The 17461-nt window shown below is 67.6% G+C and carries 15 protein-coding genes and 3 pseudogenes; 7 read left to right on the top strand and 11 right to left on the bottom strand.

Going from position 1 to position 17461, the window contains the following annotated elements; all coding sequences use genetic code 11:
* Nucleotides 1-3 precede the first annotated feature (3 nt).
* From BGI51_RS15755 to BGI51_RS15745, 3 genes are read right to left on the bottom strand one after another with little or no spacing between them, the layout of a single operon-like run.
* Complete coding sequence (locus tag BGI51_RS15755) at nucleotides 4-819, bottom strand: quaternary amine ABC transporter ATP-binding protein (protein WP_133859485.1); 816 nt, start codon at nucleotides 817-819, stop codon at nucleotides 4-6.
* Nucleotides 816-1667, bottom strand: coding sequence for an ABC transporter permease (locus BGI51_RS15750; RefSeq protein WP_133859486.1), 852 nt, complete (start codon nucleotides 1665-1667; stop codon nucleotides 816-818). Before BGI51_RS15750 ends, BGI51_RS15755 begins: the two co-directional genes overlap by 4 nt.
* Before the next feature lies 1 nt (nucleotide 1668).
* The gene (locus tag BGI51_RS15745) at nucleotides 1669-2628 is read right to left on the bottom strand and encodes an ABC transporter substrate-binding protein (protein ID WP_187978924.1); all 960 of its coding nucleotides are present in this window, start codon (nucleotides 2626-2628) and stop codon (nucleotides 1669-1671) included.
* Between the two features lie 284 nt (nucleotides 2629-2912).
* On the opposite strand from BGI51_RS15745, the pseudogene BGI51_RS15740 reads away from it, so the two are divergent.
* Nucleotides 2913-3747 (top strand): annotated as a pseudogene (locus BGI51_RS15740) (MBL fold metallo-hydrolase).
* 178 nt (nucleotides 3748-3925) lie between these two features.
* Here the strand turns inward: BGI51_RS15740 and BGI51_RS15735 are convergent.
* From BGI51_RS15735 to hpxO, 3 genes are all read right to left on the bottom strand, one after another.
* Nucleotides 3926-4708 (bottom strand): phosphate/phosphite/phosphonate ABC transporter substrate-binding protein, encoded by a 783-nt coding sequence (locus BGI51_RS15735; protein ID WP_187978923.1) that lies wholly within the window; start codon nucleotides 4706-4708, stop codon nucleotides 3926-3928.
* Nucleotides 4709-4755: 47 nt separating this feature from the next.
* Nucleotides 4756-5769, bottom strand: coding sequence for an ABC transporter substrate-binding protein (locus BGI51_RS15730; RefSeq protein WP_133859490.1), 1014 nt, complete (start codon nucleotides 5767-5769; stop codon nucleotides 4756-4758).
* 75 nt (nucleotides 5770-5844) lie between these two features.
* Nucleotides 5845-7002: an FAD-dependent urate hydroxylase HpxO gene (gene hpxO / locus BGI51_RS15725; protein ID WP_187978922.1), complete on the bottom strand. Its 1158-nt coding sequence runs from the start codon at nucleotides 7000-7002 to the stop codon at nucleotides 5845-5847.
* Nucleotides 7003-7294: 292 nt separating this feature from the next.
* On the opposite strand from hpxO, the gene BGI51_RS15720 reads away from it, so the two are divergent.
* Nucleotides 7295-7888, top strand: coding sequence for a Yip1 family protein (locus BGI51_RS15720; protein WP_187978921.1), 594 nt, complete (start codon nucleotides 7295-7297; stop codon nucleotides 7886-7888).
* Nucleotides 7889-7958: 70 nt separating this feature from the next.
* Here BGI51_RS15720 and BGI51_RS15715 read toward each other — a convergent pair whose 3' ends face one another.
* Together BGI51_RS15715 and BGI51_RS15710 are read right to left on the bottom strand one after the other, a co-directional pair.
* Nucleotides 7959-8735 (bottom strand): DODA-type extradiol aromatic ring-opening family dioxygenase, encoded by a 777-nt coding sequence (locus BGI51_RS15715; RefSeq protein WP_187978920.1) that lies wholly within the window; start codon nucleotides 8733-8735, stop codon nucleotides 7959-7961.
* 22 nt (nucleotides 8736-8757) lie between these two features.
* Entirely contained in the window at nucleotides 8758-9156 is a 399-nt protein-coding gene (locus BGI51_RS15710) for a DoxX family protein (RefSeq protein WP_187978919.1), read from the bottom strand.
* A 102-nt stretch (nucleotides 9157-9258) separates the two neighbouring features.
* On the opposite strand from BGI51_RS15710, the gene BGI51_RS15705 reads away from it, so the two are divergent.
* The 3 genes from BGI51_RS15705 to BGI51_RS15695 all read left to right on the top strand — a co-directional run bounded on the left by BGI51_RS15705 (nucleotide 9259) and on the right by BGI51_RS15695 (nucleotide 11331).
* The gene (locus BGI51_RS15705) at nucleotides 9259-10167 is read left to right on the top strand and encodes a LysR family transcriptional regulator (protein ID WP_187978918.1); all 909 of its coding nucleotides are present in this window, start codon (nucleotides 9259-9261) and stop codon (nucleotides 10165-10167) included.
* A 106-nt stretch (nucleotides 10168-10273) separates the two neighbouring features.
* Nucleotides 10274-10645: a YkgJ family cysteine cluster protein gene (locus BGI51_RS15700; RefSeq protein WP_187978917.1), complete on the top strand. Its 372-nt coding sequence runs from the start codon at nucleotides 10274-10276 to the stop codon at nucleotides 10643-10645.
* Between the two features lie 413 nt (nucleotides 10646-11058).
* The gene (locus BGI51_RS15695) at nucleotides 11059-11331 is read left to right on the top strand and encodes an HU family DNA-binding protein (RefSeq protein ID WP_007159052.1); all 273 of its coding nucleotides are present in this window, start codon (nucleotides 11059-11061) and stop codon (nucleotides 11329-11331) included.
* Nucleotides 11332-11433: 102 nt separating this feature from the next.
* Here the strand turns inward: BGI51_RS15695 and BGI51_RS15690 are convergent, their stop codons facing one another.
* The 3 genes and pseudogenes from BGI51_RS15690 to imuA form a co-directional block, all read right to left on the bottom strand.
* Complete coding sequence (locus tag BGI51_RS15690) at nucleotides 11434-14508, bottom strand: error-prone DNA polymerase (RefSeq protein ID WP_187981336.1); 3075 nt, start codon at nucleotides 14506-14508, stop codon at nucleotides 11434-11436.
* A pseudogene (locus BGI51_RS15685) lies at nucleotides 14505-15913 on the bottom strand (Y-family DNA polymerase). Before BGI51_RS15685 ends, BGI51_RS15690 begins: the two are co-directional and overlap by 4 nt.
* A gap of 7 nt (nucleotides 15914-15920) precedes the next feature.
* Entirely contained in the window at nucleotides 15921-16538 is a 618-nt protein-coding gene (imuA, locus tag BGI51_RS15680; RefSeq protein WP_187978916.1) for a translesion DNA synthesis-associated protein ImuA, read from the bottom strand.
* Nucleotides 16539-16976: 438 nt separating this feature from the next.
* On the opposite strand from imuA, the pseudogene BGI51_RS23885 reads away from it, so the two are divergent.
* Together BGI51_RS23885 and BGI51_RS23555 are read left to right on the top strand one after the other, a co-directional pair.
* Nucleotides 16977-17141: pseudogene (locus BGI51_RS23885) on the top strand (DUF4124 domain-containing protein); the annotation flags it as partial.
* 161 nt (nucleotides 17142-17302) lie between these two features.
* Nucleotides 17303-17461 (top strand): hypothetical protein, encoded by a 159-nt coding sequence (locus tag BGI51_RS23555; RefSeq protein ID WP_252977099.1) that lies wholly within the window; start codon nucleotides 17303-17305, stop codon nucleotides 17459-17461.

Here is a 17461-nt window from a genome sequence, read left to right as displayed (position 1 = left end):
GTTTCAAACTGTCGCAGCGGTACGCCGCTGGACGAAGCGCGCCACGTAGTCGTCGGCCGGCTGGCCGAGGATGTCCGCGGGGGTACCCACCTGCACCAGTCGACCGTCGCGCAGGATGGCGATGCGATTACCCAGGCGCAGTGCCTCGTCCAGGTCATGGGTGATGAAGACGATGGTCTTGTGCAGGCGCTGTTGCAGCTCCAGCAGTTGCTCCTGCATCTCGGCGCGGATCAACGGATCGAGGGCGGAAAAGGCCTCGTCCATCAGGATGATCTCGGTATCCGCCGCCAGGGCACGGGCCAGGCCGACCCGCTGGCGCATGCCACCGGAGAGCTGGTGCGGCCACTTGCGCTCGTAGCCGGCCAGGCCCACCACCTCGAGCCAGTGCAGCGCCCGTTCGCGACAGACCGCCTTGGGCTCGCCCCGCACCTTGAGGCCGTAGGCGACGTTGTCCAGCACCCGCCGATGGGGCAGCAGGCCAAAGCTCTGGAACACCATGCTGATGCGCTGGCGGCGCAATTCGCGCAGCGCCGGCAGCGGCAGCTGGAGGATGTCCTGGCCATCGATGAGGATGCGCCCGCTGCTCGGATCGATCAGCCGATTGAAGTGGCGCACCAGGGTCGACTTGCCGGAACCGGAGAGGCCCATGATGACGAAGATCTCGCCTTCGGCGATTTCCAGGGACAGATCGTCCACCCCCACCACGCAACCCGTGCGGGCGAGGATGTCGGCCTTGTCGTGCCCCTCGCGGAGCAGGGCCAGGGCAGCCTGCTCGCGTTTGCCGAAGATCTTGGAGACCCGCTCGACGACGATCTTCATCGCTCCACCTCGTGGCGCTGGCGGCCATAGGCCTGGGTGATGCGGTCGATGACCACGGCGAGAATGACGATGGCCAGTCCCGCCTGCAGGCCCTTGCCCACGTCCAGAGTCTGGATGCCCACCAGCACCTCTTCACCAAGACCCCGGGCGCCGATCATGGAGGCGATCACCACCATGGACAGCGCCATCATGGTGGTCTGGTTGATGCCGGCCATGATGCTTGGCAGCGCCAGCGGCAGCTGCACGCCGAACAGCTGCTGCCAGCGACTGGCGCCAAAGGCGTTGACAGCCTCCATGACCTCGCGATCGACCTGGCGGATGCCCAGGTCAGTGAGGCGGATCAGCGGCGGCGCGGCATAGATCACCGTGGCGAAGATCGCCGGCACCTTGCCCAGGCCGAACAGCATCAGCACCGGGATCAGGTACACGAAGCTGGGCATGGTCTGCATGATGTCCAGTAGTGGCATCAGCACCAGACGAAGACGGGCGCTACGAGCGCAGAGAATGCCCAGGGGGATGCCGATGATCACCGCGATGGCGGTGGCCACCAGCACCAGGGCCAGGGTCTGCATCAGCTTGTCCCACAGCCCCAGGGCGCCGACCAGGAACAGCAGTCCGGTGATCAGCAGGGTCGGCAACACTCGCCGGGTGGCATGGGCGGCCAGGGCCGCGACGATCAGCAGCAGCGCCCACCAGGGGGTGCCGCGCAGCAGGCCTTCAAGCCAGACGATGGCCTGCAGCAGGGTGTCGGAGATGGTCCGGAAGACGTCGCCGTAGCGGGTCACCAGCCAGTCGACACCGCGATTGACGGCGTCGGCGAAGGAAAAGGTCAGGCCTTCGGGAAACATCCTAGAGCGCCGCCTGGATCTTGCTGCGCGCCGCGGCGTCGGTCACCCAGGCCTGCCACAGTTCGGGATGGGCCTTGAGCAGCGCCTTGGCCGCGGCGGGGGCGTCCTGCTTGGCTTCGGCCTGCTCGGCCAGGGTGCGGTTGAGCAGTTCGATGGGTACGTTGACTCGACTCAGCACGGCCACCAGCTCGGGGGCGCCGTCGTGGAAAGGCTTGGAGAGGCCGGCCTGCACCTGGATGCGCTTGGCTTCGCCGTCACGGGGCTTGAGCTGCACCATGTCGACTCGGCCCAGCAGCGGCGTCGGCGACCAGTAGTAGGTCAGGATCGGCTGCTTGCGCCGGGTGGCCGAGACGATGGCCGCATCCAGCGCCGGTCCGGTGCCGGGGCGGAAGTTGGTGTATTTGTCGCTCAGGCCGTAGCTCTGCAGCATCTGGGTGTTTTCCAGTTCGCAGGTCCAGCCGGCCGGGCAATTGTAGAAGCGGCCCTTGCCCGGTTCTTCCGGATCACGGAACAGCTCGGCGTACTGACCCAGGTCGGCGATGCTCTTCAGGTTGGGGGCCTTGGCGCCCTCGCCTTCCACCAGATAGCGTGGCACGTACCAGCCTTCGGTGGCACCTTCTATAGGAGCGCCCACGCCGACCACCTTGCCAGCGGCGGCGGCCTTGTTCCAGGCCTCGCTGCGGCCTATCCACTCCTCGGCGAACACCTGGATGTCGTTGTTGCCCAGGGCCTGCTCCAGGGTGATGGAGTTGCCGGGGATGCTGTCCACCTTGCAGTCATAGCCGTGCTGCAGGACGAAGCCCATCAATTCGGAGAGCAGCATGCCGCTCTCCCAGTTCACCCCGGCGAACTTCACCGGCTTGCTGGCGCACCAGCTGTCGGCCTGGGCGGTGCCGGCGGCGAGCAGGCCAAGGGAGAGGCCGGCGGCCAGGAGGGAACGGCGGGGAAAGGCTGTGGGCATGGGTGACTCCGTCTGCACTGGGAGGGCCAGGGCGGCAGAGCCGTTCCGCTGGCGATCCTACCTTGGTCAGCGCCGCGGGCTCAGGGTTCAGCCAGAGCCCCTGGGGCCGCCCCTGTGAGGCTCGCGGGCGCTGAACACAGCGTCGTGCTCTGGTCGATCAAGCGGCGCCACCCAGACCCGTCGACCTCTCCCTCGCCGCAATGACACTCGCGCGGACAACCGCTGCGCTCGAACTTTGCACGCGCTCGCCTCTTCTACCGGAGGTCACCCTCGCGGAGCCGATCATGCGTATCCATCACCTCAACTGCGGCTGCATGTGCCCCTGGGCGGGGCACTGTACGACGGTTTCAGCCATGGCCTTGCCGCCCACCTCGCCTGTCATTGCCTGCTGGTGGAAACCGACCGGGACGGCCTGGTGCTGGTGGATACCGGCTTTGGCGAAGCCGATCTCAGGGAACGCGGCCGGCGGCTGAGTCCGTTCTTCCGGCTGATGAATCGCATCCAGTACGATCCCGAACTCAGCGCCCTGGCGCAGCTCCGCCGCCTGGGTTTTCGTCCGGGCGACGTCCGCCATATCGTGCTGACCCATCTGGATTTCGACCACGCCGGCGGCCTGGACGACTTTCCCCAGGCCCAGGTCCATGTCCTGCAGCGCGAGTGGGATGCGCAGCGGCAGCGCCATGGCTTCATCGTTCGACGCCGCTACCGTCCGGCACAGTGGCAAGGCATTCGCCACTGGCATTTCCATGAACCCCAGGGCGAGCGGTGGAATGGCTTCGCCAGCGTGCGTGACCTGCCTGGGCTGCCGCCGGAGATTCTGATGATCCCGCTGCCCGGCCATACCCGGGTCATGCCGGTATTGCCATCCAGCACGACGGAGGCTGGTTGCTGCACGCTGGCGACGCCTATTTCTATCGCGACGAGATGCGCCAGCCCGAACGTCACTGCACACCGGGCCTGAGGTTCTACCAGCGCCTGATGGAAGCCGACCGCGCCAGCCGCCTGGACAACCAGGCGCGCCTGCGCGAACTTTCCCTGCGCCAGGACCTGGGGTTGACGCTGTTCTGCAGCCATGACCTGGTGGAGTTAAAGCGGTTGCAGGAGGGTGAGCGGGCATAGGCTGCGCTGAGCACGGCGAAGCTCAACAGGACCTAGGCCGAGCTCCTCGATGTTGGGCTTCGACGATAAAGCTGTCTCAACCCACCCTACGCCAGGGTCGGGACCCGTAGCGCAGCGAAGCCCAACAGGGCCAAGCCCCCCGTGTTGGGCTTCGACGGTAAAGCCGTCTCAACCCAACCTAGGCAATCACTGGGTAACCCTGCTCCACCGCCTCCCGGCGCCAATCCAGCAGGGGTAGATAAGTCGCCTCTTCCACGGCCGTGACACCGTCGAGGGCAAGGATGTCGGCCAACGCAGGATCGGCGGCCAGGCTGTCGTTCAGGGCCGTGCGCAAGGCCTGCACTTCCGCGTCCGAACGACTGGCGGCGGTGATGAAGGGCAGTGCCGGGCTGGTGCGAGTGCGTTGCAGCAGGCGCAGACCGGCGACCCGCGCGGGCTGGGCGCGTTGCAGATAGCCATAGGTCACGGCATCCACCGCGGCCACATCGGCGTGCCCCTGCTGCAACAGCGCCAGGCTGTTGGCGTGGCTTTCGCTGACGATCATCTCGCCGAAGAAGCGGGCACGCTCGGCCAGGGGCGCCACGGCGTGGCGCAGCAGATTCATGCCGGTATTGGAATCCAGGCCGTTGAGGGCGACACGCTTGCCGCGCAGATCGGCCAGGCTGGTCACCTCCAGCGTCTCGGGCACCAGGATGAAGGCGCAGTGCTCGGCCGCCTGGCAACCCTCGAAGCGATAACGCGGCGCCGCGACCAGGCGCACCTGGCCACGCAGGCGGGTCGCCCAGGGATAGCCGCAGGTCTGGGCCAGCAGCAGCGCGGGATGCGTCCAGAGCGCCGGCAGCTCCTCGGGCGCAGGGTCGAGCGTCTCGCCCAGGCGCAGCGCCACGGCCTCGGCCAGCTGGCGATAGGCGTCGCGCACCTCGGCAGGCTCGACGTACATGGTGAGGGCGGCGACGGTCATGGGCGGCTCCAGCACGGGAAACCGCCATTATCCCCTAATCACGGCGCCTAGAGCGCCGCCTTTACCCGCTCGGCGTTTTCCGCCGGCAGCCAGGACGTCCAGACCTCCGGATGCTCCTTGAGGAAACGCTTGGCCACGACCTGGGCGTCTTCGCGTTTCTCGGCCATGCCGGCGAGGATGCCGTTGAACTGGTCGAGGGGGAATTCGACCTTCTCGAACAGCGCCACCAGGGCCGGCGCCTTGTCGTGCAGGTCGCGGGAGACGCCGATGGTGATCTTGGCCGGCAGGGAGCGTGACGGCAGCGGATCGGGATTCTTCGGATCCGACAGGGTATCCCAGGCCTTCTGGCTGAACGGCGGTTCTTCCAGCTGGACCAGCTTGTAGCGGCCCATCAGCGGGGTCGGCGACCAATAGTAGAAGAGCACTGGCTCGCCACGGCGCATGGCGGTGGCGATGGCCGCGTCCAGCGCGGGGCCGGTGCCGGTGCGGAAGTTGGTGTAGCTGTCGGTCAGCTTGTAGGCCTTGAGCTTCTGGCTGTTGACGATCTCGCAGGTCCAGCCGGTCGGGCAGTTGAGGAAACGCCCCTTGCCGGGCTCTTCCGGATCGCGGAACAACTCCTTGTAGCGCGGCAGATCGGCGACGCTCTTCAGGTCCGGCGCCTTGGCCTGGATGCCCCGCGCGGGATCACCCTTGACCAGGTATTCCGGTACCCACCAGCCCTCGGTAGCGCCCTTGACCGTCTCGCCGACGGCAAAGACCTTGCCGGCCTTTTCCGCCGCGCGCCAGGCCGGACTGCGCCCGGCCCACTGCTCGCCCGTGACCTGGATGTCGTTTTGCGCCAGGGCGTTTTCCAGGGTCACGGTATTGCCCGGCACGCTGTCGGTCTGGCAGCCATAGCCCTTCTCCACCAGCAGGCGCAGCACCTCGGTGGTGAACATGCCGCTCTCCCAGTTGGGGCCGGCGAATTTCACCGTCTGCGGATAGGGACAGCCGCCGTCGGCGGCAAAGGCCAGCGGGGTGATGGCAAGGCTGGCAAGGGTCAGGGCGAGACGCAGGCGCATGGGCTAACTCTCCGACGAGGACGTGGGCCTTTCGACCCCCGGCACTGCCATTCGTCCCCGCGGGCCAGGGCTATTTCACAGCGGACCGCCCTCGGCGGTCTTGCGCAGGCCGGCGATCACCGTTTCGCCGGTTTCCCGGGCCAGCTCGGCGTACCAGGCCTGGGTGGCCAGGGGCTCATGACCGTGGGTGATCTCGCAGCGCTTGCGCGCCCGCTCGACGATGCCGGCGACCCGTTCCAGCCGGGCCTGCTCGTAGGCCTGCAGGGCCGCGCGCGGATCGGTCTCGGCGTCCAGGCAGCGCGCCAGCACCCAGGCATCCTCCATGGCCTGGCAACCGCCCTGCCCCAGGTCCGGGGCCATGGCATGGGCGGAATCGCCCAGGAGCGCCACCCGTCCCTGCACCAGGGTCGGCAATGGCCGGGTATCGTGGATCTCCACGCGGGCCACACCCTGGGGATCCAGTCGTTCGATGAGGCGCTGCACCGGCGGCGCCCAGCCGGCGAAGTGCTCGGCCAGCTCCGCGCGGTAACGGCCGCGGTCGTTGGGTGTGCCCTTGGGCAGGGGTACGTCGAAAAAGAAATAGAATTCGCCGCCGCCCATGGGCATCAGGGAAACCCGCTGGTGCGCCCCGACGAATTGCGCCCAGTCGTGGGCCTCGGCCAGCTCCGGCGCGATCCTCACCCGCCCGTTCCAGTTCACGTAGCCGCAATACTCACGGGTGATGGCCTGGCCCACCACCCGCTCCCGCAGGCGCGAGTGGGTTCCATCGGCAGCGATCAGCAGATCGGCCCGTTCGCGCCGACCGTCGCCAAGGAGCACGGTCACCCCGGTCGCATCCTGCTCGAAGCCGTCGCAACCAACACCCAGGGTCACCCGCTCGGCGCCCACGGCTTCCAGCAGCAGTCGCTGCAGGTGGGCACGGGCGATGGGACGTGCTGGCCGGCCCACGGCCGTATAAAGAGGCAGCAGGCTGAACTGGGTAAGCAACCGTCCCTCGTGGTCCCGGTAGCTCATGGTCTGCATGTCACCGCTGACCGCGGCGATAGCGGACCCGAGCCCCAGGTGTTCGAGTACCTTGACGCCGTTGGGCCAGATGGAAATGGCCGCACCGATGGGGGCGAGATCCTGCGCGCGCTCGAACAGGCGGACCCGGTGCCCGGCCTGCTGCAACGCCAGGGCGGCGGTGAGACCGCCCATGCCGGCGCCGGCGATGATGATGTCGAGAGATGGCATGACAGGCCTCGTTTGGCGGTAACAGATACCCTGAACAAGCAATTTCCTGTCCAAGTGGTCAGGTATTGCCTTCCGGGCGCTGGCCGGACAGCAGAGGCCAAGAAACGCACCAGCCTGGTGCTCTGTGCACCATTAGTCGCTTCGTCTGCAGGCAAGCTGCCCTTCGTCGGCTCGCATGACGCATTCCAGACCTCTTCTATACTCCTAAGGTAGTCGCCAGTCGCGTTTTACCCAGCGTTCGCCATCCATAGAGGCCCGCTTGCGGCGACCACAGCGGGTGAGGAGCAGGATCATGATCAATCATGTCTGGGGCCTGCTGGCCCATCCCGATCGCGAGTGGCAACAGATCCGTCGCGAAGGGGAAACGGTCGGACACTTCTTCGCCCATCATGTCGCCTTCCTGGCGGCCATTCCCGTCGTCGCTTCCCTGGTAGGGACCACCACCTTCGGCTGGCGCTTCGGCGGCGGTGAAGCCCATGTGCTGGACATACCCACGGCGGTGGTCCTGGCGGTCATCAGCTATGCGCTGATCATGGCGGCCGTCGTAGCCATGGGGCATGTGATCCACTGGCTGGCGCGGCGCTATCCGGATCGGCCCAGTGCCAACCGCTGCATCCTCTTCGCCGGCTACGTGGCCACGCCCATGCTGCTGAGCGGTCTGGTGGGCTTCTATCCGCTGGTGTGGCTGTGCGCCATCGCCGGGATCGTCGGCCTGGCCTATTCGGCCTACCTGCTCTATACGGGTATCCCCTCCTTCCTCAATATCGACCAGCGGGAAGGCTTCATCATGTCCGGTTCCACCCTGGCCATCGGGGTGCTGGTGCTGGAGGTGCTGATGGCGACCACGGTTCTGATGTGGGGCTATGGTCCCAAGCTGTTCGGCTGATCGAACGTCACACTGCCGTTAGCAAAAAGCCCGGATGCGTTACCGCTCCGGGCTTTTTGTTGGCGAACGGCTAGTGACGGGAAAAGCCGTAGAGATCCATGGCCAGGATGCGATGGGCGATGCCGTCGTGATGGACGCTGAAGGTGCCCTCGGGGTCGGCCGCGCCCAGGGCGACGAACAGCGGCAACAGGTGCTCGTCGGTGGGATGGGCCTGGCGGGCCTGCGGCGCCTGACGTCGGTAATCGAGCAAGGCGTCCAGGTCCCGCTCGCGCAGGCGGGTCTGCATCCATTGCTGGAAGTCCCGCACATAGCTGGGGGAGTCGGCGCCGCCACGGCGGAAATCACCGAGGTTGTGGGTCAGGCTGCCCGAGCCGATCAGCAGGGTGTCCGCCGGTAGCACCCTGGCCAGCGCCTGGCCCAGGGCATAGTGGTAGTCCGGCCCGCGGGCAGCGCTCATCGACAGCGGCACCACGGGGATCCGAGCGTCGGGATAGAGATAGCGCAGCGGCACCCAGGCGCCATGATCCAGTCCTTGCTCGCCCGTCTCGGCCTCCCAGCCCTGATCACGTAGCCCTTGCGCCAGCTGCTCGGCCAGGGCCGGAGCGCCAGGCGCGGGATAGTCCAGTTGATAGAGGGCCTCGGGAAAGCCATAGAAGTCATGGACGGTAGCCGGCCGCTTGGCGCTGCCGAACAGCGGAACCCGGGTATCGAAGTGCGCCGAGACCACAACGATGGCGGCCGGGGGCGGCAGCGACCGTCCCAGGTCGCGCCAGGCCGTTCCCGCCGCGCCGGCGTCGAGCGCCTCCATGGGCGAACCGTGAGAAACGAACAGGGTGGGAAGCGACATGGTGGCGACCTCTGAGCAGGGTTCAGGAATGCTTGCGGGCATCCCAGGAGAGCTGGCCAGCGCCCAGCAGTGCCAGGGCGGCGGCGGTCACGGCGAGAAAGACCGGATATTCCCAGCCGCCATGGGGATTGGAGAAGGACCAGCCGTTGCCGAAATGGACCGTCGCGGCCGCGAACAGTTGGACGGCGGCGATTGCCGCGACCGGACGCACCCAGGCGCCGAGGATCAGGAGTACGCCCGCGCCCAGCTCGAAGAAGGTGACCGGATAGGCCAGCCAGCCGGGAAAGCCCACCGAGGCGAAGAAACCCGCCGTGCCCGGCAGGGTGAACACCAGCAGCTTGGTCAGGCCGTGGGCCAGGAACATGGCGCCCAGGGCCAGGCGCAGCAACAGCGGGGCATAGGATGCAGTACGGTCGGTCATGCTGATTCTCGAACGGAGGAAGGATGACGCTATTGTCCTGTTTCCAGCACGCGAATAAAGGCGCACCCTGGGAATGAACTGTGCACGCTATGGAAACAATCCTTGGACACTCTGAGAGCCCTGCAAGCCTTCATCAAGATCGTCGAACTGGGCAGCCTGACCGCCGCAGCGGAGCGGCTGGAGCTGTCGCGCTCGGCGCTTACCAAGCACCTGGCGGCCCTGGAGCGCCACTACGGCACTCGGCTGCTGCAACGCACCACCCGCACCCTGAGCCTGACCGAGGCCGGGCGTACGCTGCATGAAGGACTGGTCCCGCTGCTCGGTGATCTGGAGGCCCTCGAGCAGCGCCTGCAGGAAGGCCACGAGCGGCCCCAGGGGCGGCTCAGGGTCAGTGCGCCCCTCACCTTTGGCGTACGTCACCTGGCGCCGCTGGTGAGTAGCTTCCTGCATGAATATCCCGAGGTCGCCATCGATCTGGAGCTGAGCGATCGCCAGGTGCGCCTGGTCGAGGAAGGCTTCGATCTGGCCGTGCGCATCGGCGACCTCAGCGACTCCAGTCTGGTGGCGCAGCCCCTGGGAGCGGTCGAGCTGTTCATCTGTGCCGCACCCGCCTATTTGCAGCGCCATGGTCGCCCCGAGCATCCCACCGCCTTGCGTGAGCATCGTTGCCTGCTCTACAGCTACGCCAGCGATGGCGATCTCTGGGAATTCCAGCGTGAGGGGGAGCGCCTGCAGGTCAAGGTCAGCGGTCCACTGCGCGCCAACAATGGCAGCGTCCTCCACCAGGCGGCGCTGGACGGCCACGGCATCATTCGCCAGCCGGATTTCCTGGTGGGCGATGACCTGGCGGCGGGTCGCCTGGAGCGACTGTTCGCCCCCTGGTACACCCAGGCCATCGCCATCCACGCCCTCTATCCCCATCGGCGCCTGGTGCCGGCCAAGGTGCGGCTGTTCATTGCCTGGCTGCAGCGACATCTGGTCACGCCCGAGCACCTGAAAAGACTGCCGTAGGTCGCCGCCGAACGGTCGTTGGAGGGGGCTTCGCAGCCTCACGGGGCTTGCCTAGAATCCGTGCCTGTCCCGCCGGCCCTGCCGGTTCCTACGATGGCTGTCGTCCATGTCGACCGAGAATCCCTGCCTCAGCTGTGGCGCCTGCTGCGCCCATTTTCGCGTGTCTTTCTATTGGGGCGAATGCCAGTCGGCAGGCGGCCTGGTGCCCGACTACCTGACCGTCGCGATCAGCCCGCACCTGGTAGCCATGCAGGGCACCGAGCAGAAGCCGGTACGCTGTGCGGCCCTGCTCGGCGAGGTGGGCTGCGGCACGCGCTGCACCGTCTATGAAAACCGTTCCAGCACCTGCCGCGAGTTCACCGCCGCCTGGGAGCATGGCGAAGCCAATCCGCACTGCGATGCCGCCCGTGCGGCCTATGGCCTGCCGCCCCTGACGCCACCGTTGCAGCCGCATATCTCGCCCGACCGCGTAGCTTAGGCACTGTACGAAAACTGCCTGCACTCGGTGATGCTTCGTTGAAAAACCTCTGGATCGCCAGCCCGGTCGGAATGCTCATTTACCACTCGTAAACTCCGCTTCCTCAAGGTTTTTCGCCTCGCCTCACCATCGCTCGGCGACTTTTCGTTCAGCGACTAGAGGAAACCAAACGGCCATTGCCGCTGCCCAAAAAGGCGACGGTTGGGCTGTGAAGCGTGGAAAATGCAGTGCGGATCAGGTTTTCACGCCCCTGCCAGATCGAATACCCTATCGTTCTTTCGCCCGCTATGCGTATCCTGTAGCGCCGAACAACAAGGCTGCTTCAACCGGCCACGTAGAGGCTCACAAAGGCTCTACGCAAGGCAAAGCTGCCGCTATACTGCCTGGCCAATACTCACACATGGAGTTTTTACATGAATAAAGCTGAGCTGATCGACGCCATTGCCGCGTCTGCCGACCTGCCCAAGGCCACCGCTGCCAAAGCCCTGGACGCCTTCACCACTGCGGTGACCGACGCCCTGAAGCAAGGCGACAGCGTCAGCCTGGTCGGTTTCGGAACTTTCGCAGTAAAAGAGCGCGCTGCTCGCGAAGGCCGCAACCCGCAGACCGGTGCCACCATCAAGATCGCCGCTGCCAAGCTGCCCGGCTTCAAGCCCGGCAAAGGCCTCAAAGACGCCGTCAGCTAAGACTGCGTTGGTCGATTCTTGTCTTCCGGGCGCTTCAGAGCGCTTCGGAAGACAGTCCCCCGCTCCACCAGCCTCTCCCCCGCCTCACCTCTCCCTCAAGCCCTAGTGGAAATCCCGACTCGACACCATGAGTTCGTCGAGCAAAGGACTCAGGTCGGTCAAGCGACCGGCGATCAGGTGCTGCACCCCCGCTTCCCGTTCCAGATGCCCCTCGACCTGTAGCAATCGTGCCTGCAACAACGGTCGCCGCTGCTGTTCGCCCACCGCGCGCCAGACCACCACATTGAGCATGCCGTGCTCGTCTTCCAGGGTCACGAAGATCACCCCGCTGGCCGTGCCCGGTCGCTGTCGTCCGCGTACCAGTCCGGCCACCCGCACCAGGGCACCGGGTCTGATCTCGTCCAGCTCACGGAAATCCCGGCAGCGCCGGGCCTGGAGTTCACCGCGCAACAGGCTCAGCGGATGGGGTCCCAGGGTGGTGCCCAGCATGCGGTAGTCGGCATGCACGTCCTCCGCGACGCTGGGTGCGAGCAAGGCCGGGCGTTCCTCCAGGGCGCTGTCCGCCGACGCGAACAGCGGCAGCTGGCGCTCCACCCCGGCCATGGCCCAGCGTGCCTGATGGCGATCCCCGGCCAGCTCCGCCAGGGCGCCGGCCTCCGCCAGCTGTCCGCGCGCCCGGGCATCCAGCTCGGCCCGACGACAGAGGTCCTCGACGTCGCGAAAGGGCTGCGTACCCCGTGCCGCTACCAGGCGCTGGCCAGCCGCTTCCGCCAGCCCCTGTACCAGGCGCAGGCCCAGGCGGATCGCCGGCTGATGGCCGGCACTCGCCTCCAGCCGGCAATCCCAGTCGCTGGCCTGCACGGTCACCGCGCGCACCTCGATGCCGTGGCGCCGGGCGTCCTGCAACACCTGATCCGGACTGTAGAAACCCATCGGCCAGCTGTTGACCAGGGCACAGGCGAAGGCGGCCGGCTCGTGGCACTTGAGCCAGGAGCTGGCATAGGTCAGCAGGGCGAAGCTGGCGGCATGGGATTCGGGAAAGCCGTAGCTGCCGAAGCCCTTGATCTGCTCGAAGAGGCGCGCGGCGAATTCCGGGCGATAGCCGCGCTCGACCATGCGGCTGTGCAGCCGTTGGCGATGGGGTTCGAGGCCGCCGTGGCGCTTCCAGGCAGCCATGGAGCGGCGCAACTGATCGGCTTCGCCGGGCGTGTACTGGGCGGCGACCATGGCGATCTGCATCACCTGTTCCTGGAACAGCGGCACTCCCAGGGTGCGCTCCAGGGCTGGACGCAATTCGTCATGGGGATAGTCGGCCTCCTCTTCCCCGTTCCGGCGGCGCAGATAGGGATGCACCATGTCGCCCTGGATGGGGCCGGGACGGACGATGGCCACCTCGATCACCAGGTCGTAGAGGGTTTGCGGCCTGAGGCGCGGCAGCATGGCCATCTGGGCGCGGGATTCGATCTGGAACACCCCCACCGTATCGGCGCGGGAGATCATGGCGTAGGTGGGCGGGTCTTCCTGGGGCAGGCTGGCCAGGGTCCAGCGCTGGCCGCGCCAGCCGGCGACCAGATCGAAGCAGCGGCGCAGGGCGCTGAGCATGCCCAGGGCGAGGATGTCGACCTTGAGCAGGCCCACGGCATCGAGGTCGTCCTTGTCCCACTGGATCAGGGTGCGTTCGGGCATGGCGGCGTTTTCCACCGGCACCAGCGTCGCCAGGGGCGCTGCGGAAATGACGAAGCCACCGGGATGCTGGGAGAGGTGCCGGGGAAAGCCGATCAGTTGGCCGGCGAGGATGAGCACTCGCTGCAGCAGCGGGCTGTCCGGGTCGAAACCCGCTTCGCGCAGACGCTGCGGACCGGGGATCTCGTCGGTCCAGCGCCCGGCGCACCCGGACAGGGCGTCGAGCTGGTCGCCCGGCAGGCCCAGGGCCTTGCCGACATCGCGCAGGGCGCCGGCGGCGTGATAGGTGCTGACCACCGCGGTGAGCGCGGCCCGCTCGCGCCCATAGCGGCGAAAGACGTACTGGATGACCTCTTCGCGCCGCTCGTGCTCGAAATCGACGTCGATATCGGGCGGCTCGTCGCGCTCGCGGGAGATGAAGCGCTCGAACAGCAGATTGCCGGTGAGCGGATTCAGCTCGGTGATGCCCAGCACATAGCAGACCACCGAGTTGGCCGCCGAGCCGCGGCCCTGGCAGAGGATGTGCTGGCGGCGGGCGTAGTCGACGATGTCGTACACGGTGAGGAAGTAGTTCTCGTAGCCCTTTTCGGCGATCAGCGCCAGCTCCCGGGCCACCTGGTCGGTGACCCTTTCCGGCGCGCCTTCCGGCCAGCGCCAGGCCAGGCCACGGCGGGTCAGCTCGGCCAGCCAGGCGCCGGCCGTCGCGCCGGCGGGTATCACCTCCTGGGGATAGCGATAGCGCAACTCGCCCAGATCGAAGCGGCAGCGGGCGGCGATCCTCAGGGTCTCGGCGCGCAGCGCCGCGGGATAGAGGCTTTCGAGCACCGCCAGCGGGCGCAGATGGCGCTCGCCGTTGGGATGCAGGCGATAGCCGGCCTCGGCCACCGGCAGGTGATGGCGGATGCCGGTGAGCACATCCTGCAGGGCCCGGCGCCCGCGGGTGTGCATGTGCACGTCGCCACAGGCCACTGCCGGCACGCCCAGTTGGGTGCCCAGTGCCTGCAACTGCAGGAGTCGGGCGGTATCGTCGGCGCCGCGCAGCAATTCGACGCCGAGCCAGAGGCGCTCGGCGAAGACCTGCTTGAGCCAGGCGCCTGCCTCGGCCACGGGTTCTTCTCCCGGCAACCAGATCGCCAGCAGCCCGGGCAGTGGCGGCTGCAGATCCGCGCGAGCAAGCTGGTAGCGGCCCTTGGGCGCACGACGGCGCGCCCGGGTGATCAGGGCGCAGAGGGTCTCGTAACCCGACAGATCCTCCGCCAGCAGCACCAGCCGCAGGCCATCGTCGAGGGTCAGCTCACTGCCGACGATGAGTGGCAGCCCGACCTGACGCGCCGCCTGCCAGGCACGGACGATGCCGCTCAGGGTGCCTTCGTCGGTGATGGCCAGCGCCGCGTAGCCCAGCGCCTTGGCGCGCTCGAACAACTCCAGGGCGCTGGAGGCACCGCGCTGGAAACTGAAATTCGACAGGCAATGCAGCTCGGCATAGCCGCTCATGCGAACCAGCCCTGGATCCACCAGGGCGTCTCCTCGCCATAGCGGCGAAAGGCCCAGGCCTGGCGTCCGTCGGCCACCTCGATGCGATAGTAGTCGCGGCGCTGGTCGCCCCCGTCCCACCAGCCACTTTCGATGCGTTCAGGGCCCGCGAGGACGCGGCGTGGCTGACCGTCGAGGGGACGCGGTTCGCTCAGCAGCCAACCCGGACGCAGACCGGGCAGCGCGGTCTCCAGGCGTCGTTCCGGGCGCCAGACTAGGGCGCGCTCGGGACGGTGATCCGCCTGGATGCCAAGACCGAGTACCGCTGCTTCGCCCAGCCGGGCACGCAGGCGCTCGCGCAATACTTCCCAGCCCACGGCCTGGGCCGGGCGTTCGTCGAACAGACCATGGCGTTCCGGCACGAAGAGCGGCAATTCCTCGCTTTCCAGGCGCAGCGCCAGTACCGGCGCCACCACCTGCAGCTGTTCGAGACGACCTCGGGCGAATTCGAATAGCAGGGCGGCATCGCGCTCGGGCGCCAGCAGGCCGATGGTGAGGGCGGTGGCCGGACCCTGGCGATGCTCCAGCCAGAGCAGAAAGCGCTGCACGCCACGGTCGCGACTGGCCAGCCAGGCGGCCAGGTCGGCGGTGAGGCGGCGCAGCGGGAACAGCAGGGCCTGGTGGGATTCCACCTCGAAATTGAGCTCCACCCGCGTCACGAAACGGTCGGGAGGCTGATAGAACTCCAGCGCCAGGCTGCGGCCGCCACCCAGCAGATCCAGCTGCTGCAGGAGCTCTGGGGTGAAGCGGCGGGCCAGGGCGGCCCTGGGCAGGGCCTTGAGCTGCGCCAGGCGGCGGATGCCCATGCGTGCCAGCGCCTGGGCCTGCTGGGGGCGAAACCGGCCCGTTCCACCGGGAGCCGATCGAGCAGACGCGGCAGCTCATCGGCGGAGGCGGCCAGACCGTCGGCGACATTGGTCAGCACCCGCGCCGCCACCGGATTGGGCGCCAGGGCCAGCCGATGGCGAAAGCCAAGGCCCTGGAGCTCCTGGCGCAGGCGCCGTTCCAGCCGCGGCCACGGCCCCAGCAGCGGCAGGCTGGACTGCACCTCCAGCAGCAGCGCCCGGGGGTAGTGGCGGCTGACCTGGGAACTGAAGCCATAGCCCCAGGCCGCCAGCAGCGCCTCGGCAGTCTCGATGAGTGCCGGATCGTGCTCCTGCTGCTCGAAGTCGCGGGTCAGCGCCTGGGCGGCGGTCAGGGTCAGGCCCGGGCGCAGTCCCAGGGCCCGGGCGGCCGGATTGACCGCCTGCAGCAGACGCCGGTGCGGTGGTCCGGAGAGCAGCACCAGCGGCTGCTCCGGCTGCGGGTGACGGCGCAGCACGGCATCCAGCGCCAGCTGCGGAAAGAGGATGCAGGCCCAGCGCATGGCCAGCTCAAGCGCCGCCGGCCAAATCGAGCACCCCAGGTTGCCCGCCCCGGCATTTGCGGATGTGCAACCGTTCCAGGGGGGCCCGAAGTTCCAGGCGCAAGGCCGCTGGCGAAGGATTGTCCAAGGCAGCGGCCGGACGCAGGGCGAAGGCCAGGGTGCGACCGCTCTCGGCGGCGACCTGCAACCGGCGCAACTGGCGATCGTCGGCGCGCTCGGGCCAGCAGAGCACCGCGCCAAAGCAACCCGAACGCAGGCATTGCTCGGCGGCCCAGAGCACCTCGGCGCCCTGGGCGCGGATCACCACCAGGGAATCCAGCGCCACCCCGGCCGCCTGCCAGGCCAATGGATAGGGCGACAGCGGCGGCGCGATCAGGGCGATGCGCTCGGCGGCCTGGCTCAGGCGCGCCAGGGTCGGCCAGAGCAGCCGCAACTCGCCATGGCCGGGGCCGGCGAGCAGCAATTCGGTGAGGGCCGCCTCGGGCCAGCCGGCGCCAGGCAGATGGGCATCCAGGGCAGCGACCCCGGTGGGCTGACCACTGCGCCGGGCTTCGGAACTGGTCTGCCCCTTCCACAGGCGCCGCTCCTCGAACAGCCGGGCCAGGCTGGCGCCGCCGCCGCTCATGCCGCCAGACCTGCAGGGGTGTTGTCCATGGCCATCGCCTCTATCTGTATATGCATACAGTATTAAAGGCGATTCGCATCTGGGTCAAGTCGAACCGCTGTGCTGGTCGATGAGGGGCGGCCCGGATTCGGATCACCCTCGCCCTGCGCTGCCGGCAACCCTCAGTGTTCGAGGGCGTGGCGGAGGCGATAAGGCTGTCTACTAACCTGTAGCACCTGACTTCCGATAAAGCGCTCGACGGTAGGCCTGGAGGCGCTGGATACCTGCGAGGCGAAGAACACGAGGAGGCGCGACAGCCATCGGCAAGGTCGCAGGGTTCTTGCGCCGACGTCGGCCGTCCAGCCACCGGATTCATCCCGAGCACGCGCCGGCACTGGGAGTCGTGGCAGGCATCTTGTATCCTGCGGAAGACACTTCGAGTGCCCGGAGGGCCTCATCATGCGTTCGCTGCTCTATGGCCTGCTGCTCGCCAGTGGCGTCGTGGCCGCTCAGGATGTCTACAAGTGCGTGGACGACCAGGGCCGGACGACCTATACCCAGGGCGCCTGCCCGACGAATAGTCAGATCACTACCATTCCGCTGCAGAGTCTGCCCGACAGCAACGGCTTCACGCCGCCGCCCAGGCCCGCCGCGCCTCCGCCGGTCAGTGCGCCGCGCGAGGTCACCGTGGTACCCGCCCCGCTTCCAGCCGCCAACGTCCGGTCGACGGCGTCACCGTGGTCGGCGGCTCCTCGTCCTCTTCCAGCTCTCGTCAGGAAACCGAGGTGCGTGGCTCCGGCATCATCTATCAGCCGGTGCCGGTCTACATCGACCGCCGGCCACGCAACGAGACCTGGCACATGGTGCCCCATCCCCAGGCCCAGCAGCCCCAGCCGCCAGCGCCTCCACCACCGCCGAACCGGGGCATCCCCATCGATCGCTAG

It is taken from the genome of Pseudomonas oryzihabitans (genome assembly GCF_014522265.1).
Lineage (GTDB): Bacteria > Pseudomonadota > Gammaproteobacteria > Pseudomonadales > Pseudomonadaceae > Chryseomonas > Chryseomonas aestiva.
This window is presented reverse-complemented; position numbering and strand designations above follow the sequence as displayed.